The 20960-nt window shown below is 62.3% G+C and carries 16 protein-coding genes and 1 tRNA gene; 13 read left to right on the top strand and 4 right to left on the bottom strand.

Going from position 1 to position 20960, the window contains the following annotated elements:
* Positions 1–82: 82 nt before the first annotated feature.
* Positions 83–730: an adenylate kinase gene (gene adk, locus FV139_RS06440; protein ID WP_148067431.1), complete on the top strand. Its 648-nt coding sequence runs from the start codon at positions 83–85 to the stop codon at positions 728–730.
* A gap of 477 nt (positions 731–1207) precedes the next feature.
* On the opposite strand, the gene FV139_RS06445 is transcribed toward adk, so the two are convergent.
* Complete coding sequence (locus tag FV139_RS06445) at positions 1208–2947, bottom strand: DUF885 domain-containing protein (RefSeq protein ID WP_148067432.1); 1740 nt, start codon at positions 2945–2947, stop codon at positions 1208–1210.
* 63 nt (positions 2948–3010) lie between these two features.
* The gene (locus FV139_RS06450; protein WP_148067433.1) at positions 3011–4525 is read right to left on the bottom strand and encodes a WS/DGAT/MGAT family O-acyltransferase; all 1515 of its coding nucleotides are present in this window, start codon (positions 4523–4525) and stop codon (positions 3011–3013) included.
* Positions 4526–4733: 208 nt separating this feature from the next.
* On the opposite strand from FV139_RS06450, the gene FV139_RS06455 reads away from it, so the two are divergent.
* The 6 genes from FV139_RS06455 to FV139_RS21035 all read left to right on the top strand — a co-directional run bounded on the left by FV139_RS06455 (position 4734) and on the right by FV139_RS21035 (position 12335).
* The gene (locus FV139_RS06455; protein ID WP_148067434.1) at positions 4734–6137 is read left to right on the top strand and encodes a wax ester/triacylglycerol synthase domain-containing protein; all 1404 of its coding nucleotides are present in this window, start codon (positions 4734–4736) and stop codon (positions 6135–6137) included.
* Complete coding sequence (locus FV139_RS06460) at positions 6134–7006, top strand: esterase/lipase family protein (protein ID WP_148067435.1); 873 nt, start codon at positions 6134–6136, stop codon at positions 7004–7006. The genes FV139_RS06455 and FV139_RS06460 overlap by 4 nt, the downstream gene beginning before the upstream one ends.
* A gap of 72 nt (positions 7007–7078) precedes the next feature.
* Positions 7079–8575: a glutamate--tRNA ligase gene (gene gltX / locus FV139_RS06465; protein WP_148067436.1), complete on the top strand. Its 1497-nt coding sequence runs from the start codon at positions 7079–7081 to the stop codon at positions 8573–8575.
* Positions 8576–8708: 133 nt separating this feature from the next.
* On the top strand, positions 8709–10109 hold the full coding sequence (locus tag FV139_RS06470; protein WP_148067437.1) for an L-serine ammonia-lyase: 1401 nt from the start codon (positions 8709–8711) through the stop codon (positions 10107–10109).
* A gap of 125 nt (positions 10110–10234) precedes the next feature.
* Positions 10235–10310 (top strand) — tRNA-Ala (locus FV139_RS06475).
* Positions 10311–11471: 1161 nt separating this feature from the next.
* Entirely contained in the window at positions 11472–12335 is an 864-nt protein-coding gene (locus FV139_RS21035) for a hypothetical protein (protein WP_187276430.1), read from the top strand.
* Positions 12336–12419: 84 nt separating this feature from the next.
* On the opposite strand, the gene mobA is transcribed toward FV139_RS21035, so the two are convergent.
* Positions 12420–13040, bottom strand: coding sequence for a molybdenum cofactor guanylyltransferase MobA (mobA, locus tag FV139_RS06485; protein ID WP_148067438.1), 621 nt, complete (start codon positions 13038–13040; stop codon positions 12420–12422).
* 91 nt (positions 13041–13131) lie between these two features.
* On the opposite strand from mobA, the gene tsaB reads away from it, so the two are divergent.
* The 6 genes from tsaB (at position 13132) to trpS (ending at position 18885) form a co-directional block, all read left to right on the top strand.
* Positions 13132–13839, top strand: coding sequence for a tRNA (adenosine(37)-N6)-threonylcarbamoyltransferase complex dimerization subunit type 1 TsaB (tsaB, locus tag FV139_RS06490; RefSeq protein WP_148067439.1), 708 nt, complete (start codon positions 13132–13134; stop codon positions 13837–13839).
* The gene (locus FV139_RS06495; RefSeq protein ID WP_148067963.1) at positions 13839–14627 is read left to right on the top strand and encodes an undecaprenyl-diphosphate phosphatase; all 789 of its coding nucleotides are present in this window, start codon (positions 13839–13841) and stop codon (positions 14625–14627) included. Before tsaB ends, FV139_RS06495 begins: the two co-directional genes overlap by 1 nt.
* 81 nt (positions 14628–14708) lie before the next feature.
* Positions 14709–15296 carry a TetR/AcrR family transcriptional regulator gene (locus FV139_RS06500; protein WP_148067440.1) on the top strand — a complete coding sequence of 196 codons (588 nt, stop codon included), beginning with the start codon at positions 14709–14711 and terminating at the stop codon, positions 15294–15296.
* Positions 15297–15365: 69 nt separating this feature from the next.
* Positions 15366–16685 carry a M18 family aminopeptidase gene (locus FV139_RS06505; RefSeq protein WP_148067441.1) on the top strand — a complete coding sequence of 440 codons (1320 nt, stop codon included), beginning with the start codon at positions 15366–15368 and terminating at the stop codon, positions 16683–16685.
* Positions 16686–16703: 18 nt separating this feature from the next.
* Positions 16704–17837 carry a tRNA-queuosine alpha-mannosyltransferase domain-containing protein gene (locus FV139_RS06510; protein WP_148067442.1) on the top strand — a complete coding sequence of 378 codons (1134 nt, stop codon included), beginning with the start codon at positions 16704–16706 and terminating at the stop codon, positions 17835–17837.
* 31 nt (positions 17838–17868) lie between these two features.
* Entirely contained in the window at positions 17869–18885 is a 1017-nt protein-coding gene (trpS, locus tag FV139_RS06515; RefSeq protein ID WP_148067443.1) for a tryptophan--tRNA ligase, read from the top strand.
* Between the two features lie 23 nt (positions 18886–18908).
* On the opposite strand, the gene FV139_RS06520 is transcribed toward trpS, so the two are convergent.
* The gene (locus FV139_RS06520; protein ID WP_148067444.1) at positions 18909–20960 is read right to left on the bottom strand and encodes a TonB-dependent receptor; all 2052 of its coding nucleotides are present in this window, start codon (positions 20958–20960) and stop codon (positions 18909–18911) included.

Below are 20960 nucleotides of genomic sequence, written 5' to 3' on the forward strand. Positions count from 1 at the left end.
ATCCCCTCCGCAGGATTTATAACATCAATGTACCCGTCCGGTGTGATGCCGGTACCCACGCTATTATCGAGGAAACACCCGAATGCGATTGATTCTTTTGGGCGCGCCAGGCGCTGGCAAAGGCACCCAGGCACAGTATATCTGCGAGAAGTACAACATCCCCCAGATATCCACGGGTGACATGCTGCGCGCAGCCGTCAAGGCCGAAACCGAACTGGGTCTGCAGGCCAAGGAAGTCATGGATGCGGGTGGCCTGGTTTCCGATGAAATCATCATCGGCCTGGTCAAGGAACGTATCGCCGAGTCAGATTGTGCCGGTGGCTTCCTGTTCGACGGTTTCCCGCGCACCATTCCCCAGGCAGAGGCCATGGTGGAAGCGGGTGTCGATCTCGATCACGTTGTTGAAATCGCCGTGGACGATGAGGAAATCATCGCCCGCCTGAGCGGTCGCCGCGTACACCCGGCCTCCGGCCGTGTTTACCACGTGAAGTACAATCCGCCCAAGGAAGAGGGCGTGGACGATGTTAGCGGTGAGCCACTGGTACAACGCGACGACGACCAGGAAGACACGGTTCGCCGCCGCCTCCAGGTCTACCAGGAGCAGACTGCACCGCTGATCGATTTCTACCAGGGCATGACCGGCGATGCCGCGCCGAAGTACCACCGCATTGTTGGTGTAGGCGGTGTCGAGGATATTCGCGACCAGGTGTTTGCTGCGCTGGGTGGTTGAGTTCTGCACTTAGTGTGCAGGTAGAGAAAACCCGGCCATAAGCCGGGTTTTTTTATGCCCTTTCTATGGGGGTAGAGATCAGTTACGGAAGTTTCAGTGAGTGGAGCTTCGTAGGTCGGGTGCGATCTGGGCGTACACCTCCCCGGACACGCTAAAAGCATGACATCCATGTCGCGCTCCTCACCGGCCATCCATGGCCGCTGAAGGTCCGGGGAGGCGTACCCCCAGCTCACACCCTGCTTCGGTACGAGATTCTGTCGCCAGCTACGTAGTTTCCAATCTGGGTGATTCTCTGGTGGAGCGAGCACGGCGCGCGGGGCCCTTCCGGGACCGTCAGCGGCAAGGATGCCGCTGAAGAGCCTCCATGGATGGATTCACGGCGAGTCCCGGAAGGGCTCCGGGTGCCGTGCGCGCGGGTTCAGGGCTCTGTCAGAGCAGAGCTCCCAAAATGAACCAGACCGTAATATACGAAGAAACTCACTCCCCGCGATAAAACACCGCCTCCGCATCACCCCCCAGCATCTGCCCCCGCACCAGCGGAATCGGCGGCCCGCCATAGGACAGGAACTCATCGTGGAATTGTCGCCACGCGTCGCGGCCGCCGCGCTCCTTCACCCAGTCGTCTCTCAGTTGCCGGATCATCAACTTGCCCAGCGTGTAGTTCAGGTAGGCCGGGTCATAAGTGCCGCGGGCGGCCTGCTGCTCCGCCGTGCCCTTGTCCTGGTAGGCCTGCTCCATGAACAGCTTCTCCGACTCCTCGATACTCATGCCCTGGGTGTGCAGGCCGATGGCCGAGAGAAAGCGGGCGTTGCGCAGCAGGGCATTGGCCAGCTGGCCGATACGGGTTTCCGGAGAGCGGTCACGCAGGCCCGCCTCCAGCATCATCTCCTCCGTGTAGTGGGCCCAGCCCTCGCCGAAGGCGTAGGTCACGAACACCCGGCCGAAGGTGAATTCCGCGCGGTTGGCGTGGACAAAGTTGAGGAAGTGCCCCGGCCACACTTCGTGCACAGAGGTAAACAGCAGGTCTGATTCCCCGGGAATGTAGGCCTCCTGAACGTCCTTCGGCCAGGCCGGATTGGGCGGTGAGATGTTGTAGATGGAAGGCTGGTCCTTCTCGTAGGGGCCGGCGATGTTGATGAAGGCCGCGTTGGAGCGGGCGTAGGGCGGCGACTCCTGTACCAGGGCTTCTTCCTTGCCGGGAATGGTGACCAGGTCCTTGGCTATCACGAAGGCCTTGGTCTCCTCGAGTTGGCGCCGGGCGGCGGCGACCGGGCCGCCCTCGGGTTTGCGGTTCGCCATTTTGGCAAAACACTCGGCAATGGGCTTGCCCGGGGCGAATTCGGCGCAGGCCTGCTTGAGGGCGGCCTGGTTGCGAGCCATGTCGGCGCGGCCGATGGCCTCGAGGTCCTTCAGGGAAATGTCGACGCGCTCAGTGGCGTAGATCATTTTGCGGAACAGCTCGGGCCCCATGGCGTAGTCTTCCGTCGCCGTAGCGCGGTTGGACTCCAGGTAGTCCGCCAGACCCTGTATGGCACTGGCGGCGTTTTCCCGGGCGGTGTTGAAATCGGCCAGCAATTTCTCGTCTTTGACGCTGGCAAAAGCCTCAGCCACGTCATCGCGGAAGAAGGCTGCGAGGCCGCCGAAGGAATCGATGCCGTATCGCAGCACGGTGCGCGGCATCGGCATGCGCAGGTTATCGCGAATCTGGGCGATGGCCGTCGGCAGGTTGTTGGCGTAGCGGGTAAAGGATTGTATGCGCTCTTCCGGCGGGGCGTAGGTCAGGCTGATGTAGGGACTGGGGCCAATCGAGTCGGTGAGCCAGCTGAAGTAAAAATCCGGGCTGCGGAAGGGCCACTCGGCGTCGTCCAGCCAGAACAGCTGGCCGTCGATGGCGGATACCAGGTAGTCACGCTGGTACTGCTGTTCTGCGGTCAGATCCTCGTCCCGGTAGGCCAGGGCAGACTGCCGCTGGGCCTTGAGACGGGCAATTTCCCGGGCAATGCCTTCCTTGCTCCAGTCGGGTAGTTGACCGTCGAACTCGTGCCGCCCCTGCACCACCGCAAAGGCCGGGTGGGCGACCAGGAAGGACTCGATGTAGTGGTCTACGAATACGGGCCACTCCGGCTTCTGGGGGGTGGTCGCCTGCCCCGCCAGGGGCAGGGTCAGTAATAAGGCGGCCAGTGGCGGTCGAGTGGCGGCGAGCAGTTGCTTGAGCATTGCGGGTTCCTTGTTGGGATACCCCGCAACTCTACCACGCCGACTTCGGGGCTGGCGCCCCGATCACGCTTTGCGGGTGGCAGCTTTCGACTTGGGTCTCGCGCTACCCTTGGCAGCGCGCCCGGTTTTGCCGCGAGCGGGAGCCCTGGTCTTCTTCGCGCTGTTGCGGGCGGCGGTTTCCAACTCGGTAAACGACTCCTGGATACAGTCCTGGTAGAACTGGGGATCGGGCATCATGTCGCGGTCACAGATGAAGGCGAGGGACATGAGTCCGTTGTAGCTGTTGATGGTGTTGAACAGGCCGACACCGTCCACGGGGCAGCCCGCGCCAATCCAATTGATAGCCTTTGCTCCGCACATATACACAGGTGTCTGGGCACCGGGTACGTTGGTGACGATGGTGTGGACGACCGGATTGCGTGAAGTCAGCCCGGTGGCAGCCATCAGCCGCATTCCCAGGGCCGCAACGCTGGTAGGCACGGATTCAGCGACATCGACCATCAGGCTGGCCGAGACCGCGTTGGCATAGGCCTTGGAAGCCACCGCGTCAGCGTTGATCGCGCGCAGGCGCTGCAACGGATCCTCGATATCGGTGCCGAGGGTCAGGCGCATGCCGGCTACCGCGTTGCCGCCACCGGCGTTGTGCTGGTCTGGACGGCGAGTGCTGATGGGAACGCCGGCCACCATTGAGCCCTCCGGAAGTTCGTCCTTGTCCTGCAGGTATTTGCGCAGGGCACCGCCAAATACCGCGAGCACCACATCGTTCAGGGTGCAGTCACCTACCGTATTTTTGATGGCTTTCATGGCTTCCAACTCGACCACCACTGAACCGAACACCCGGTGCGGGGAAATATCCCGGTTAAAGCGCGTCTTGAAACGGATGCCGTGGTCAAGCATCCCCTCTTTACTGGCGGCGACTTCCGGCGGCAGGTTGAGGGAGCCCAGAGCTGTCTTTGCCGCCGAGACTGCTTTCGATGGCTGCTTCAGCAGGTTGATATAGGAGCGGCTGAGCAGCTTCCACTGCGATGGAACGGCTTCCGGGCGCCATTCGTCGGGGCGATCACTGATGCTGGGGATGGGCGACAGGTCATGTAGCTCTGACACGATCTGGTTGCCGGTGGCGCCATCGATGGCCGAGTGGTGAATTTTCATGTACATGGCGAAACAGCCGGGGGGCAGGCCCTCGATGTTGTCCAGTCCCTCGATAATATAAGCCTCCCAGGGGGGGCGTTTCATATCCAGCGGACGTGAGTGCAGGCGGCCAATGAGGATGCAGAACTGGCGCCAGTCTCCCGGTTTGGGCAGGGCCAGGTGGCGAACGTGAAACTCCAGGTCGAAGTTTTCGTCCTCCACCCAATAGGGGTTGTCGATGTCCAGGGGCACTTTCACCAGCTTGCGGCGGAACACCGGTGACAGGCGCAGGCGGCTGCGGAACACCTCCAGTACGTCCTTGAAGCGCACAGGACCGTCCTCAGGGCTGGAGGAAGGGTCGTAGATCATGACCGGGCCAATGTGCATGGGGGAGTGTTCCCGCTCATTGAAGACGAACATGGAGTCGATGGGGCTGAGCTGTTTCATGTCTCTTACCTGTTAGCGTTGGTGTGTCCGGCCGCCACTTGTTATCTCAGCAAACACACCGCGTTGCAGGTCGAGCGGGCCAGTGAAGTATAGTTTTACACAAAAAAAGATAATTTAGCCAGAATTAAAAAACTGTCAATCAAATTGACAAATATGCAGGGGCGGTCTAACCTTTGTTGCACCCTGACCAACCACAGGAGGGCCACCGATGAGCCGCCTGACAGCCACTGACGCCATGTTTGCCTACGCAGACAGTCCTACCACACCGATGAACATGGGTTCCGTGCAGTTCCTGCGCTTGCCTACCGAGGATGTCGACGCATGGTTTGAAACGCTGCGGTCCTTTCTGGTGGAGCGGGTTTCCCAGGTGCCACGCCTGAGCCAGCGGCTGGTGGTCGACGCCCTCGGGCTGCCGAGCTGGGCGCCAGTGGACGATATCGACTTCGACTATCACATTCGACGCACCCGCGTGCGCGGGGGGAGTGAGCGGGAACTGGCGCGCAAATTGGGCCGGCTACAGCACATCCCCTTTGATTTCGAACGGCCCCTGTTCATGTTCTACCTGATCGAAGGCCTGGAGGATGGCCGGGTAGTGTTGCTGCACAAGTACCACCACGCCCTGGCAGACGGGAAAACGGCAGTGCGTCTGGTGGACCTGTTCAGTGACGAGGGTGCGCCCTGGCCGACCGGGGAGGAAGAACCGTTCGACCCGCCTGGCTGGCTGCGACGCAACGTTGGCGGGGTGGTGGAGGATGGCAAGCGCCTGCTGCAGACCGCGGGTGCACTCGCGGGCGCCAGCCGGGCGCTGGTGAAAACAGATTCCCGGGACATGCTGCTCAAGCTGGCCCGGCGCCCGGTCACCCATTTGAACGGCCCCCTGTCAGAGGAGCGCCAGTTCGTGTCGCGCTGCTGGCCGGTGGAACCATTGCACCGGGTACGCAAGGCGCTGGGACTCACCTTCAATGACATTGGCCTGGTGCTGTTTGGTGGTGCCCTGCGGCGCTACCTGGACGAACTGGATGCGCTGCCGGATCGCAGCCTGATCTGTAACGTGCCAGTGGCTGTGGCGGGCAGCGGCAGCGGTGGCAATTCGGTGCTTTCCATGTGGGTGCCGTTGGGCACGGACATTGCCGACCCGCAAGAGCGCGCGGCCTTTGTCCAGCGAGAGGCAATTGCCTCGAAGGCGTTTCTGCAGTCAGTAGTGACCGCTTCTGCAGTGGGCAGCGGCATGCGGATGCCCTCGCTGATGGTGCGCGCCATGGCGCTGCCGCTGTCCTCCGGCACCCTGGCAAAACTGAATCCGCCTCCCGGCAATGTGGCCCTGTCCAATGTGCCCACGCCGGCAACGCCGATTCATGTGGCCGGGGCCCTGGTTGAATCAAATCACGGCATGCCCATGCTCCTGCAGGGCCAGGCGGTGGGCGGCACCTTTACCAGTTACGCCGGCCAGGTAGTGACCGGGCTCATCTGCTGCGCCCGGGCTGTGCCGGAACCTGAACGGATTCTCGATTACATGCTGGAGGAACAAAAAATGCTGGAACAGAGGCTGTTTGCGACCAAGCCCAGGAGGCGGAGTGCCCGACGCGTTGGCAAGGGGAGTTCACCTGCATGAGGCGAATGCTACAGGATGTGCTACGGCTGCAGCGTGATTTCTCCCGTTCTTCCCTGGACCGCGGTACTGCGCTGACGCTGGACCGCTGGCTGCGGAGCCAGGCCCCGCGTACTGAACACCCCAGGCCGGTGATTACCCTGCCGGGATTCGCCGCGCCCCGTTCCAGCCACCGCAGCCTGCGTCGGTTCCTCTCTGGCCGGGGTTTTGTGGCGGAAACCTTTCAGGCGGGGTTTCCGCGCGGCCAGGATATCCCCGCGTTTATCGAAAGCCTGGAGGAGGAGCTCGGCGAACGCATCAGGACGCTTTCCGAGCGCTATGGCTGTGGTGTTTCCCTGGTGGGGCAGAGCGCCGGTGGCTTGTTTGCCCGCGAGTTTGCCGCCCGTTTTGGTGACGGTGTCGACCGGGTCGTCACCCTGGCGGCGCCGACCAATGACCCGGCACAGGCGGCGTTGCAGAACAGCGCCCTGGAGTGGCTGGTGGGGCGGGTGTCCGGTGCAGCAGACTTCAACGAGCAGGCGGGCCCGGCCGGGCTGTTTCACTGGCCGGCCGGTACCCCCGATATCCCCTACGTGGCGATCTGTTCGCCTGTGGATGGGGCGGTGCCTGAGCCCACGGCGCTGATTCCCCGGGCGACCGTGGCGGCGAGCGCCTCCGGCGCGCCGCGGGAAAATATCCGGGTGCGCAGTTCGCACTTTGGCATGCACCGCCACCCCCTGGTGCTGCTGGCGCTGGCGGATCGCCTGTGCCAGCCGCGCGACGACTGGCAGGCGTTCGACCCTCGCGACTATATCCGCTACCTGCCTGAGTCGGCCCTGCGCCGCCACTTTCCCGGGACGGATGTCTCTGAAGGGGGCGAAGGCGCCGTCTGATCCGGCGCCTTGTAGGATTTAGCGGGGCGAGTCCGTATAATCGCCCCTCCCTGAATCAATACCCCGAAAATCATGACTGTCCGCACTCGCGTTGCACCTTCACCGACCGGTGATCCCCACGTAGGCACTGCCTACATCGCCCTGTTCAATCTCTGCTTTGCCCGCGCCCACGGCGGGCAGTTCCTGCTGCGGATCGAAGATACCGACCAGGTCCGCAGTACCCCGGAATCGGAGCAGGCCATCCTGGATTCCCTGCGCTGGTTGGGGCTGGACTGGGATGAGGGGCCCGATGTCGGCGGAGAGCACGGGCCCTATCGCCAGAGCGAACGCATGGAACTCTACGGTGAGTACGCGCGCCAACTGGTGGAGGAGGGCAAGGCCTTCATCTGCTACCGGACCGGTGAAGAGCTGGACGCACTGCGCGAGGCACGCCGGGCGGCCGGCAACAGTATGGCCCTGAAACCGTCGGATCTGAAATTGCCCGATGACGAGGTGGCCCGCCGCGAAGCCGCCGGTGAACCCTATGTCATTCGCATGCTGGTGCCCGAGGAAGAGGGGCGCTGTGAAATCGATGACATGCTGCGTGGCACCATCGAACTGGACTGGAACCTGGTCGACGCCCAGGTGTTGTTGAAATCCGACGGCATGCCCACCTACCACCTCGCCAACGTGGTGGACGATCACCTGATGGGTATCACCCACGTGCTGCGCGGCGAGGAGTGGATCAACTCGGCGCCCAAGCACAAGTTGCTCTACGAATACTTCGGCTGGGAAATGCCCAGACTGTGCCACCTGCCGCTGCTGCGCAACCCCGACAAATCCAAGCTGAGCAAGCGCAAGAACCCCACCAGCATCCTGTACTACCAGCGCATGGGTTTCCTGCCGGAGGCGCTGCTTAATTACCTGGGTCGCATGGGCTGGTCCATGCCCGACGAGCGCGAGAAGTTCTCCCTGGAGGATATGCTGGGCGCCTTCGATATCCAGCGTGTATCCCTCGGCGGCCCGATCTTCGACGTGGAGAAACTGCGCTGGCTGAACGGCCTGTGGATGCGCGAGGACCTGGATACCGAGCAGCTCGCCCAGCGCCTGGTGAACTGGGCACTCAACGCCGACAACCTGCGCAAGGTCCTGCCCCACGCCCAGAAGCGCATGGAAACACTCAGTGATTTCGCACCGCTGGCGGCGTTCCTGGTGTCTGGCACGCTGCCGATTACCGAGGAGAGCTTTGCCGCGGTGAAGGGTGAGCGAGAGGACGTGGTGCGCGGCCTGCAATTCGCCCTGTGGCGAATGGAAGCCCTGCGCCACTGGAATCGCGATGCCATCTGGAATGAGCTGAAAACCCTGGCCGATGCCGAAGGCGTGAAAGTGAAAGACTTCCTGGCACCCGTATTCATCGCCATCGCCGGCACCAGTGCGTCCTTCTCCGTGGTGGATTCCATGGAGTTGCTGGGCCCCGACATGAGCCGGGCCCGCCTGCGCCACGCCATCGAGGTGCTGGGCGGCGTATCCAAGAAGGCCGCCAAGCGGCTGGAGAAAGCCTACCAGGCGCTACCGGCCGCGGCCGGTTAAAGTCACTCCCCCGGAGCCCAGCCGCAGGGCTCCAGACCTCTCGGGTGCCCTCCGCCGTGTGACCGGTGCCCGCTAGCCCCCCGGTACCTGCTGCGCCTACAATGGCCCGTTGCGGTAAACAACGGAACTCGCCATGGCCATTTCAACCTTCGACCTGTTCAAAATCGGTATCGGACCGTCCAGTTCCCACACCGTGGGCCCCATGAATGCGGCCCGCCAGTTTGCCCGGGGCCTGGTCGACGCGGGCAAGCTCACAGCCTGCAGCCGGGTCACGGCAGAACTTTTCGGTTCCCTCGGGGCTACGGGCGCCGGGCACGGTTCGCCCAAGGCGGTGATTCTCGGGCTGGAAGGGGAGGCGCCCGAATCCGTGCTGGTGGAGAGCATTCCCGAGCGTGTCGCCGCGGTGCGCGAAAACAGCAAGCTGAAGCTGATGGGCGAACACGAGATCGAATTCAGTTACCGCAACGACCTGATCATGCACCGCAGCGAATCGCTGCCCTATCACGCCAACGGCATGCGCTTCAGCGCCTTCAATGCGAGTGGGGAAAGTCTCGATGTCCGTGTGTATTACTCGGTTGGCGGCGGCTTCGTGGTCGATGAAAAAACGGCCAAGGGCGATGTGCTGGTGGAAGACCCCACCGCGCTGACCTACCCCTTTACCAGCGCCGCCGAATTACTCGCCCAGTGTCGCGAGCACGGCCTGTCCATCAGCGGGCTGATGCTGGCCAATGAAAAGGCCTGGCGCAGCGAATCTGAAATCAGGGAGGGGTTGCTCGCTATCTGGCGGGTGATGGATGACTGCATTCGCGCGGGCGCTTCCACCGAAGGCATCATGCCCGGCGGCCTCAAGGTCAAGCGCCGTGCCGCCCAGTTGTATCGGCAGCTCAAGAGTTCGTCCGGTTCGCTGGGCGACGATACCCTGACCACCATGGACTGGGTGACCCTCTATGCCCTGGCCGTGAACGAGGAAAATGCAGCGGGCGGGCGCATTGTCACCGCGCCCACCAATGGCGCCGCCGGCATCATTCCCGCCGTACTCAAGTATTACCTGACCCACTGCAAGGGGGCCAGCGAGGACGACGTACCGCGCTTCCTGCTCACCGCCGCCGCGATCGGCATCCTGTACAAGATCAACGCCTCGATCTCGGGCGCCGAGGTCGGCTGCCAGGGAGAGGTCGGCTCGGCCTGCTCGATGGCGGCGGGCGCGCTGGCGGACGCCCTGGGCGGCACACCGGCACAGGTGGAAAACGCCGCCGAAATTGCCATGGAGCACAACCTGGGTTTGACCTGCGACCCGATCGGCGGCCTGGTGCAGGTGCCATGCATCGAGCGCAATGCCATGGCGGCCATCAAGGCCATCAGCGCCGCCCGGATGGCGCTGCGGGGATCAGGGGAACACTATGTCTCCCTCGACCAGGTCATCAAGACCATGCGCGATACCGGCCGCGACATGCAGGAGAAGTACAAGGAGACCGCCCGCGGCGGATTGGCCGTGAATGTGCTGGAGGTACCGGTCAGTATTATCGAGTGTTAGGTGCGATTGCAGAAAAGTGCTCTGTACAGTGTTGACATACCCCCGGGGGCTCACTAAAATGCGCACCTCTTCGTTGAGAGAGGCAGGACTAAAAGCCTTCCATTTCAACGAGTTACCAGTTTACTGGGGCTATAGCTCAGCTGGGAGAGCGCAACACTGGCAGTGTTGAGGTCAGCGGTTCGATCCCGCTTAGCTCCACCATTTAAAACCTCCGATCCGAAAGGGTCGGAGGTTTTTTTTATGGTCCGCCGGTCGAACCGCTGACCATGTTAGCGCCGGATGGCCGGCCCGTTCCCTGTCGGACGCGACCCCGGCCGTTAGCTCCACCAAACGAAAAACCCTCGAACCGAAAGGTCCGGGGGTTTTTTTATGGTCCGCCGGTCGAACCGCTGACCATGTCAGCGCCGGGTGGTCGGCCCGTCCGATCCCGCTTAGCTCCACCAAACGAAAAACCCTCGAATCGAAAGACTCGGGGGTTTTTTTATGGTCCGCCGGTCGAACCGCTGACCTTGTCAGCGCCGGGAGGCCGGCCCGTTCGACGTCGGGCGCGACCCCGGCCGTTAGCTCCACCAAACGAAAACCTCTCCAATCCGTTCATTACTCCAGCCGGGCATTGGCTAAGGTGCCTGTGGCTTACTGTCGGTTCAGTCTTCTTCACTTCAGGCGACTCGGGTATTGGCATGATGGCATCGAAACGAATGCGCCCGGTGATTTCAAGTTGGAGTAACTCGATTGCGATCAAGGTGTGCACGAGCAGGAACAACACCGCGGTAACTATCTTCAATGAACTGTTAAGGCGGCGTAAAAATATCGATGGATTCGCGGTGTTTTCGCTTCGCGCCAATCTGCGCGTCCCGTGTCATGTCTCTGTTCTTTTGACATGAATACAAAACGGGGGGAAGCACTCTGTGCCGTGATCGAAAGTTTGCAAACAGAAAACGTGCTGGCGCATGACGCTTAAGCATAAGTGTGACGCCAACAGAGGCCATCCGGAATCTGCGGAAACGGTGGGACAGGTCGAAGATTTCTATAAAAAGCGTAATTGTTCCAAAAAAAATCTACAGAACATTTTCTAGCGAAGATGATATGAAATCGTATCTTGCGAATGTGCTACTGGCGTTTGAAGAGTAACGAAATATTTCCAGGAAATATACAAAACCCCTTTATTTATAGTGTTATACGGGTTTTTCGAGTGATTGGGTATGCGTTGCGCGGTTTGGGTGCGGGCTGTGGCGTGCAGCTGATATGCCGAAAAACCCGTTTATATACAGTGTATTACGCTATTGGATTGTATTGTGTACTTTATTGATTGTTGTTATTTTGATCAGGCGTCACCCGTACACAACCGTGGAGAATTGCGTAATGGCAACCGCTAAGAAAAAGGCAACTGCGAAGACAAAGGCAAAAGCCCGCAAGGCACCAGCGAAAAAAGCTGCTGCCAAAAAAGCACCACGCAGGAAAGCTGCAAGCAAGCCTGCAGTCACTCCGGCACTGAAACGCGCAAGCGAAGCGCTGAACAAGCTCGAAAAAGGACTGGTGGCAGAACAAGCCAAACTGGCAGATGCGCGCAAGCGCGTAGCTGCTGCAAAGGCGAAAGCCGACAAGCGTATGTCAAAAGGTGCAGCAACCGCTTCATCGAAAGCGTCAGCCCGGGTCAAGGCAGTGCGTGAACGTATTGCCGCGGCCAAGAAGCGTGTTTTTGAATTGGCTGAAGATGCCAAGGTAAAAGCAGCGCAGATGGCGGCAAAAGAAAAGCTGATGGCGAAGAAAGCGGAACTGGCGGCGAAAGCCGAGGCAGACAAGGCCAAGGCACTGGCCAAGCACGCTTCTGCCTGGGCCAAGGCACGAGCCAAGGCTGACGCCAAGAAACTCTCAGCACTTGAGAAAAAACTGGAGAGTCAGGTTAAATCCGCCGAGAAGAAAGCGGCTGCCAAGTTGAAAGCTGCTGCCAAGAAGGCCTCAGCCAAACCGAAGCGCAAAAAGGCAGCCGCCAAGAAGAAGGCCGCAGTCAAAAAGGCTGTAGTGAAAAAGGCCGCCGTCAAAAAAGCCGCGCCCAAGCGCAAAGCGGCAGCCAGGAAGAAAGCCGCAGTGAAAAAGGCCCCGGCCAAAAAAGCTGTAGCGAAGAAGGCCGCAGTCAAGAAAGCCGCCGTCAAAAAAGCCGCGCCCAAGCGTAAAGCGGCAGCCAAGCGCAAAGTGGCTCCGAAAAAGGCCGCTGCGAAGTCCTGATATCCCGGCTTCGCTCCATCACCTATCTACCGCCGGCCTCTGTGCCGGCGGTTTGCGTTTCGGCTGCCGGATCGACCCGCTGTATCAGGTGGGACTGAGTTTGCCGTCATCATCCAGTTGATTGATATTGTGGAAGCCGGCTGCCTGGTCGGAGAAATCTACCCGTTCCCGCCGTAAGGTGGCGTACCAGCCGCGTACCGAGCGCTCGCCCCTTTGCAGGTACTGGTGCAATGACGGCAGGCAGGGACGTCGCAATATTGCTGCGAGATACTGTTCCCGATCACCGTCAAATGCCACGCTCAGTTGCAGTGCAGGGTCAGACATGGGCGCCAGTAAACGACTGGCCAGATCAGTGGGCAGTCCGGGCGTATCGCAGGCGCTGACCAGCAGGAATTCCGTGGTGAGTGCAGTTGAAGCCGCAGCGATTCCCGCCAGGGGGCCCTCGAAACCGGGTAGCTCGTCCCGGAACAGGCGGTCGGCCAGGGTGCTGTAAAAGTGCGTATTGCGGTTGCAACTGATCCACAACTCCCCGACCTGCGGGCGCAGCCGGCTGGCGACATGCCTGGCCAGTGCCTGGCCCCGCCATACCACAGTGCCCTTGTCCCGGCCGCCCATGCGGCGGCCGGCGCCACCCGCCAGAATCAGGCCGGTGATCTGTTCGGTATCGGCATTGAGCTTTATCAGGGGGAATTCCTCGTTGTGCACTTCTTCGCCCGGAGCGCCTGTGGGATAATTCCAGAATTACATGAGTCGGGCAATGGGCCGGCTCCTCTCAACCTCTGCATGATCTCTCTGCATGGCGAATATCCTCGCAATCGACACTTCCACCGACGCCTGTTCCGTCGCTTTACAGCGGGAAGGCAGCATCAGCGAAATCCACGAAATCATCCCGCGTCAGCATAGCCAGCGGCTGTTTGGCATGCTCTCCGAGTTGCTGGCGGACGGAAAATTGCGGGAGCAGGGTATCGAAGCCGTGTCCTATGGTGCCGGACCGGGTTCCTTTACCGGACTTCGTGTCTGTGCCAGCGCGGTCCAGGGGCTCTGCTATGCCAACAGTTTGCCCGCCATTCCGGTGTCCACCCTGGAGGCTCAGGCACACGCTGCACGGCGCGAAGGGCTGACCCGGGTGGGTGAATACCTGCTAAGTACCCTGGATGCCCATATTGGCGAACTCTACTGGAACGTGTGTCATATAAAGGAAGACCGTATCGAGGTCGTGACGCCGCCGGGGGTTTGCAAGCCCGCCGATTTGCACGTGCCCGGCGATTTTCCGCTGCGGGTAGTGGGCAGCGGCTTGACCCATATCGAGCAGATCCCGGCTGCGGTTCGGGAGCGGATCACGGCGACACACGCAGACCTGCTGCCGCGAGCCAGGGATCAGTTCCCCGCGGCTGCCGCGAAGCTGTCTCGTGGCGACCTCCAGCAGGCGGCCGACGTGTGTCCCGTCTATGTGCGGGACGAAATTTCCTGGAAGAAATTGTCAGAGCAAGGCAAACAAACATGATCGATGGAACTCAGGCCCTCATTCTTGCGCTGTTGCAGGGCCTTACCGAATTCCTGCCCATCTCCAGTTCCGCCCACCTCGTTATCCCCTCTCTCATTCTCGGCTGGCCGGATCAGGGCCTGGCGTTTGACGTTGCCGTCCACGTGGGAACGCTGTCGGCAGTGGTGTGGTTCTACCGGCGGGACCTGCTGGCGATGGCCGGTGCCTGCCTTCGCCCGGCGGGTGCCGAGGCGCGCGGCCAGCAAATTCTCGTCGTCCAACTGGCGGCGGCGACCCTCCCGGCTGTGGTACTGGGATTGCTGGCCGACGATTTTATTGAAGCCAATCTACGCACCCTGCCGGTTATCGCCACCACCACCCTGGTGTTTGGCCTGCTGCTGGGGCTGGCGGACCGGCGGGGTGGTGGTGCCGTCCGCTTGAACTGGGGAATTGCGATCGCGGTGGGCTGCGCCCAGGCCCTGGCCCTGGTGCCCGGAGTGTCCCGCTCAGGGGTGACGATTACCGCGGCACTGATGTTGGGGTTGTCACGTCAGGATGCGGCGCGCTTTTCGTTCCTGCTCTCCATTCCGGTGATTGGCGGCGCCGGGTTGCTCAAGTCACTGGACCTGGCGGAGCAATCTGCCGCGGTGGACTGGGGCTGGCTGGGTTTTGCGGCCCTTGTGGCAGGTATCACGGCTTACGCGTGTATCGATCTGTTTCTCCGCCTGCTGGACAGGGTAGGGATGATGCCCTTCGTCTACTACCGGATTGCCCTCGCCGGGCTTCTTTATGCCATCTGGGTGGTCTAGCTAAAAATCTTCCGGGCAACATCTGAAGCCTTTGCTACACTTTTTCAGACCAGCAAGGGTGACTCCCGGAGGACCCAGGCGATGCCCAAGATTGTGGATCACGAAGAACAGCGGTTACTGCTTTCGGCAACGGTCTCCCAGGTCGTCGCCGAGTCCGGTCTGGAACATACCACCCTGCGTACAGTTGCCGCCCGGCACGGATGTACCAAGGGCATGGTGCAGCACTATTTCTCCGACAAGGACGAGTTGTTGCTGGCGGCACTGAATTACATTGAAGATCAGTGTGATGCCCGCCTGCCTGGCGAAGATGACGGTCCCGGTGGCCTCACCTCCCTGCAGGCTCGTCTGCAGGCGCAACTCCCCCTGACCGATGCCCTCGTCGACGAATGGCGGGTGCGCCTGGCCTTTGTCACCCTGGCTGGACAGTCCGACGCGGTGGCGGAGGTCCTCGCCGAGCGCCAGGCTGCGCGGCAGGCGTTGGGCCTGAAATTTCTGCGGCAGGCACAGAAGCAGGAACTCAAGAAGGGCGTATCCCCCCTCAGCGCCTGGCGTTCGCTGCAGTGCCTGGTGTCGGGGCTGGGTGTGAGCGCGGCGGCCGGTGATGGCCAGTGGAGCCCCGCGGTGCAGAAAGCCCTGTTGAAGTCGGCAGTCAACGACTTGCGCCGCTAGGGGCGGCCGACTACCCTAGCGGGCTTTCGGGGGCCTCGCGGCTCCCTGTCACCCAGTTCAGGTAGTCTCATGTCCCAGGCAAACCCAGAAGCATTCAACCTGGCGCTGTGCGAATTTCTCGCCCGCGCCGTTACCCCCTTTCACGCCGTAGAAGCCATGGCCTCAATATTGGCCGAGGCCGGATTCAAACCCCTGAGTGAGGCCGAGAACTGGCAGCTGCAGCCCGGCGGCAAGTATTACCTTACGCGCAATGGCAGCGCCCTCATTGCCTTCGTTCATGGAGCGAATGCCGGACCGGAACTCGGTATGCGCATGGTGGGCGCCCATACCGACAGCCCCTGTCTGATGGTAAAACCGCAGCCCGAGAAGGTGCGCCAGGGCTACTTCCAGCTGGGAGTGGAAGTCTACGGTGGCGTACTGCTCAACCCCTGGTTCGACCGCGACCTGTCCCTGGCGGGGCGGGTGAGCTACGCCGACAAGAGCGGCGCCATGCAGACGGCGCTGGTCAATTTCCAGCGCCCCATTGCCTATATACCCAGTCTGGCCATTCACCTGGACCGCGAGGTGAACCAGCAGCGCAGCGTCAATCCCCAGACCGACATCCTGCCGGTACTGACCCAGCTACCCGCCGGTGACAGCATCGATTTTCGCCACCTGCTGGCGGAGCAACTGGCGGCGGAGCACCCCGCCATTGAAGTCGACCGGGTGCTGGACTATGAACTCGCCTTCTACGACACCCAGGTTGCCAGCCTGGTGGGCCTGAACGGTGAGTTCATCGCCTCGGCCCGCCTCGACAATCTGCTCAGCTGCTTTACCGGATTGCAGGCCCTGCTGGCTGCCGATGGCAGCCAGAGCAGCCTGCTGGTGTGCAACGACCATGAGGAAGTGGGCAGCCAGTCCGCGGCCGGTGCCCAGGGTCCGTTCCTGCGCTCGGTGCTGCGACGTCTCGCCGGGGGTAACGACACGGTGTACGCCGGGCTCACTGACCGCTCGATGATGATCTCTGCAGACAACGCCCACGGTATCCACCCCAACTTTGCCGATAAGCACGACGACAACCACGGCCCCAAACTCAATGCCGGGCCGGTCATCAAGATCAACGCCAACCAGCGCTACGCCACCAACAGTGAGACGGCCGGACTGTACCGCCTGCTGGCGGCGGCAGAGGAGGTACCGGTACAGGCCTTCGTGGTGCGTACCGACATGGCCTGTGGCAGCACGATCGGCCCGATTACCGCGGGCGGCACCGGCATCCGCACCCTCGACATCGGTGTACCCACCTTCGGTATGCATTCAATCCGCGAATTGGCCGGGAGCCGGGACGCCTGGGACCTGAACCGGGTGCTGCGGCGTTTCTACGACCATTCCGGCCAGCTCTTCCCCGGCTAGCCAGCGCTGCCCAGGGCCTTGCGGGCACTCCTGCTTTCCGCCTACGACGCCGGTAGTCACCGCTACTGGCGACGTGGTCTGCAGTCCCTGTTGCCGGATTGGAACTGGCAGTGTCTCAGCCTGCCGCCGCGGCATTTCAGCTGGCGGGTCCGTGGCAATCCACTGCACTGGGCCCTGCGGGAAAGGCCGGTGCTGGAAAGCGCGCCGGATGTCCTGATAGCGACCTCCATGGTCGATCTCGCCACCCTGCGTGGCCTGGTGCCCGCGCTGACCCGGGTGCCGACCCTGCTGTATTTCCACGAGAACCAGTTCGCCTATCCCGAGGGGCGTGGTCGTCACGGCCTGCTGGAAGCGCAGATGGTGAGTCTCTACAGTGCCCTGGCGGCCGACCGGCTGGCGTTCAACAGCGCATGGAACCGGGACAGTTTTCTGGACGGTGTGGAAGCGCTGTTGGGTCGGCTGCCTGACTTTGCCCCGCCTGAGGCCGTGACCCTGCTTGCCCGGCGCAGCGAGGTATTACCGGTGCCCCTGCTGCCGGCAGAGGAGACCCGCTGCACACTGCCTGTCTGGGAACATGAGGCGCCCGCCGACCAGCGTCCGCTGCGCCTGTTGTGGCCCGGCAGACTGGAGTACGACAAGGGCGGGGAGGGGTTGGAAGCGTTGCTCGCGGAACTGGAGCAGCGGCAACTCGATTATGAACTGGCCATAGTGGGACAGACGTTCCGGGAACTTCCCCCGCCGTTCCGGCGGATTCGGGAGCGTTATGGCCCACGGCTGGTGCAGTTTGGCTGGCTGGAAGATACCGCGGACTACCAGGGCCTGCTCAGCCGGGCCGACATCGTGCTGGCGACGGCACTGCACGAGTTCCAGGGGGTCGCGGTGATGGAGGCCGTGGCGCGGGGCTGCCTGCCAGTATTGCCCGACCGCCTGGCCTACCCGGAGCTCTATCCCCGGGAGGGGCTGTACCCATCCCACCCCGAGGATCCTCTGCGCGAGGCCCGGGCGGCGGCGGACAAAATCGTGCAGGCCACCCGCGGCCTGCGCCAGGGAGTGCTCACGGCGCCTCCGGTTGACGCGTTTAGCCTGGCTGCGCTGCGCCCCGCCTACAGGCGGCTGTTGGGCGAGCTGGCCGGGGGCGGGGAATCCCGCTAGAATTGCCGCCTTTTACAACCGAGCCAGCCGTATGAGCCAAGCCGCCAAACAGCGCGTCCTGACGGGCATCACTACCACCGGAACGCCCCACCTGGGCAATTACGTCGGCGCCATCCGTCCGGCGATCACGGCCTCCCGCGATACCAGTTTCGAGTCCTTCTTTTTTCTGGCCGATTACCACGCCCTGATCAAGTGCCAGGACCCGGACCATGTCGCCCAGTCCAGCCGCGAAATCGCGGCGACCTGGCTGGCCCTGGGTCTGGATACCGACAAGGCGGTGTTTTACCGCCAGTCCGACATTCCGGAAATTCCCGAACTCACCTGGATTCTCACCTGCAATACCGCCAAGGGCCTGATGAACCGCGCCCATGCCTACAAGGCCGCGGTGCAGGACAACGAGGCGGCCGGTGAAGACCCGGACTTCGGCATTACCATGGGCCTGTTCAGCTATCCGGTGCTGATGGCGGCGGATATCCTGATGTTCAATGCCCACCGTATTCCGGTGGGCAGGGACCAGATCCAGCACGTGGAGATGGCCAGGGATATCGCCCAGCGCTTCAACCACAATTTCGCCGAGCTGTTCACCCTGCCAGAGGCGGTGGTGGAGGACCATGTCGCGGTCCTGCAGGGGCTGGATGGGCGCAAGATGAGCAAGAGCTACAACAACACGATTCCCTTGTTCCTGGCGGAAAAGCAGCTCAAGAAGCACATCAACAAGATCAAGACCAACCTGCTCGAGCCCGGTGAGCCCAAAGACGCGGACGATTCCACCGTGTTCCAGATCTGGAGCGCCTTCGCCAGCCCCGAGGAAACCGCGCGCATGCGCAGCGAGTTCGAAAATGGCATTGCCTGGGGCGAGGCCAAGAAGCAGCTGTTCGAACTGGTCAATGGCGAACTCGCCGAAGCCCGTGAAGAGTACAACCGGCTGATGGACGACCCGGCCTATATCGAGTCCGTGCTGGTGCGCGGGGCGGAGAAGGCCCGGGCTTACAGCGCACCGCTGCTGGCCCGGGTGCGGGAGGCGGCCGGTATCCGGCCGATGGCCTGAGGGGCGCTTAGCCCCCCAGACGCTTAACCACCCAGACGATAGTCCAGCGCCAGGTAGACCCCCCGGGGCTGGCCGACAAAGTAGCGGTATTCGCCAAAACCAAAGTCGGCCCGCTCGGCGTAGTCTTCATCCAGCAGATTGGTCACCCGCACGCTCGCCGACAGCCCGTGACTGAGGGCGGTGGACGCTCGCAGGTTGAGCAGGTTGTGACCGTCGTACTGGAAACTGTTGGTAGGCTCAAGGTAGTACCTGTCGAGGTAGACCCACTCCAGCTCGGCGGTGGCCGACTCACCGCGCCACCCCAGGCGGGCACTGCCGAAGCGCCGCGGGGCGGTATCGATGTCGTTGCCGTCAATGTTCTCGTTCAACCCCAGCAGCGGCGGGTTGTTGTCGTAGCTGTGCTTGGCGACCGTAAAGTCGAGGCCAGCGTACCACTGCTCCAGAAAGCGGTAATCCAGCGCTAGTTCAGCGCCGCGGTGCAGGGTGCGAGCGCCACTGACGTTAAAGCGGTCGGCATCCTGGAAGATCACGTCGTCCTTGCGCATGTGGTACAGCGAGACACTGTAGTCCAGGCTGCCGGCAACGCTGCCGCGCAGGCCCACTTCGATGTTGGTGATCTGTTCCGAGTCCAGGTCGGCCACCTGCTGGCCGGCCTGCAGGCGATAGAGTTCCGCCGTTTCCGGTGCCCGGAAGCCGTTGGCGGCCCGGGCGAACAGGACCTGTTGCGGGCGGTATTCATAGGCCCCGCCCAGGTTGACCGAGATGTCGTCAAAGTTGTCTTTCCGGTCCGACGGCCGGAAAAAGCGACAGGCGCTGGCCTCGGGGGCACAGGCGGGGCCGTCGCCGGTGTGATTGCTGTAGTCGTAGCGGGTGTCCTCGTAGCGCAGGCCGCCGTCCAGGGTCCAGCGTTCGCTGAGTTGCCAGCTCAGCTGGGTAAACAGGGCGGCGGTGAGAGCATCCACCGAGTAGTCGTAGTGCACCCCGGCGGGCTGGTTGGGGCTGAAGTCCCGGGCCTGGGTTTCCTTCAGCCAGCCATCGGTAAACTCCGCTTCCGCGCCCGCGATCCAGGTCAGCTGATCCGCCTGGCCCTGTACCAGGGTGCGCAGGCCGAGACTTTCGTGGCCGTTGTCCTCCACTGCCTTCCAGGGCAGGAAATGCTGGAGGAACGTCATGCGGTTATTGCGGTAGTAGGGGGTGACCTGCAGCAGTACACCGTTCCCCAGCTCCCGTGAAGCCTGGCTGTAGGCCCGTACCGACCAGGCGTCGCGGTAGGCTTCGGGATTGGGATTGTCGCGGCGCAGGTCGTCGTCTTCGTAGACCTTGTAGCCGGTGATAAAGCCCGCGGTCTCCTGGTTGAGGTTGCTGCCCTCCAGTAGCGAGCGGAAATTCCACTCGCTGCCGCTGTAGTCGTGGCGAAGGCTCAACTTCTGCTGGTCGTAGCCGGCATCGTCGAGGTAACCGCCGTCAGTGCTGCCATTGGCCCGCAGGTCGATACCATGGGCGCCGTGGGTCCCGCTGTAGCGGTAGGCTCCCCGGTAGTAGTCGTTGGGGCCTCCCTCCAGCGACAGGGTCTGCAGCGGGTCTTCGGCGGGTTCCGGCGACAGTACGTTGATTACGCCGTGCATGGCGCTGGTACCGTACAGTGCGGTGGCGGGGCCCTTGATGACCTCGACCCGGCCGGCCTGTTCAAGGTTGGCGTCGAACAACTGGTTGACGTTGCAGAAGCCGGGAGCTCGCAGGCTGATACTGTCGGCCGCCATCAGGAAGGAGCCGCAGCCGCCGGCGCCGGTCAGGACCGGTGAGCGCAGGGCGGTCAGGCTTTCCTGGCCATTGCCGCGGCTGATCCAGGTGCCTGGCACCCGCTGCATGAGTTCATTGGCGTGCACCGCGGCGGTGAGTTCAATGGCCTCCTCGTCGACCGTGCTGTGGCTGAGCGGAAGCCGCAGAGCGTCGCGTGGTGTGCGGGTCGCGGTGACCAGCACCTGTTCCTGTTCGCGCTGGCCGGTCTCGGCAGCGGCAGCGAGGCTGCAGCCGATAAGTGGTAACAGCACGAGTTGGCGGGAAACGGCCTTCAT

The organism is Parahaliea maris, assembly GCF_008064665.1.
GTDB lineage: Bacteria > Pseudomonadota > Gammaproteobacteria > Pseudomonadales > Halieaceae > Parahaliea > Parahaliea maris.

What these genes read in the sequence shown, in the direction of transcription:
- adk (WP_148067431.1), top strand. Translation starts at nt 83, where the DNA reads ATGCGATTGATTCTTTTGGGCGCGCCAGGCGCTGGCAAAGGCACCCAG.
- FV139_RS06445 (WP_148067432.1), bottom strand. Translation starts at nt 2,947, where the DNA reads ATGCTCAAGCAACTGCTCGCCGCCACTCGACCGCCACTGGCCGCCTTA.
- FV139_RS06450 (WP_148067433.1), bottom strand. Translation starts at nt 4,525, where the DNA reads ATGAAACAGCTCAGCCCCATCGACTCCATGTTCGTCTTCAATGAGCGG.
- FV139_RS06455 (WP_148067434.1), top strand. Translation starts at nt 4,734, where the DNA reads ATGAGCCGCCTGACAGCCACTGACGCCATGTTTGCCTACGCAGACAGT.
- FV139_RS06460 (WP_148067435.1), top strand. Translation starts at nt 6,134, where the DNA reads ATGAGGCGAATGCTACAGGATGTGCTACGGCTGCAGCGTGATTTCTCC.
- gltX (WP_148067436.1), top strand. Translation starts at nt 7,079, where the DNA reads ATGACTGTCCGCACTCGCGTTGCACCTTCACCGACCGGTGATCCCCAC.
- FV139_RS06470 (WP_148067437.1), top strand. Translation starts at nt 8,709, where the DNA reads ATGGCCATTTCAACCTTCGACCTGTTCAAAATCGGTATCGGACCGTCC.
- FV139_RS21035 (WP_187276430.1), top strand. Translation starts at nt 11,472, where the DNA reads ATGGCAACCGCTAAGAAAAAGGCAACTGCGAAGACAAAGGCAAAAGCC.
- tsaB (WP_148067439.1), top strand. Translation starts at nt 13,132, where the DNA reads ATGGCGAATATCCTCGCAATCGACACTTCCACCGACGCCTGTTCCGTC.
- FV139_RS06500 (WP_148067440.1), top strand. Translation starts at nt 14,709, where the DNA reads ATGCCCAAGATTGTGGATCACGAAGAACAGCGGTTACTGCTTTCGGCA.
- FV139_RS06505 (WP_148067441.1), top strand. Translation starts at nt 15,366, where the DNA reads ATGTCCCAGGCAAACCCAGAAGCATTCAACCTGGCGCTGTGCGAATTT.
- trpS (WP_148067443.1), top strand. Translation starts at nt 17,869, where the DNA reads ATGAGCCAAGCCGCCAAACAGCGCGTCCTGACGGGCATCACTACCACC.
- FV139_RS06520 (WP_148067444.1), bottom strand. Translation starts at nt 20,960, where the DNA reads ATGAAGGCCGTTTCCCGCCAACTCGTGCTGTTACCACTTATCGGCTGC.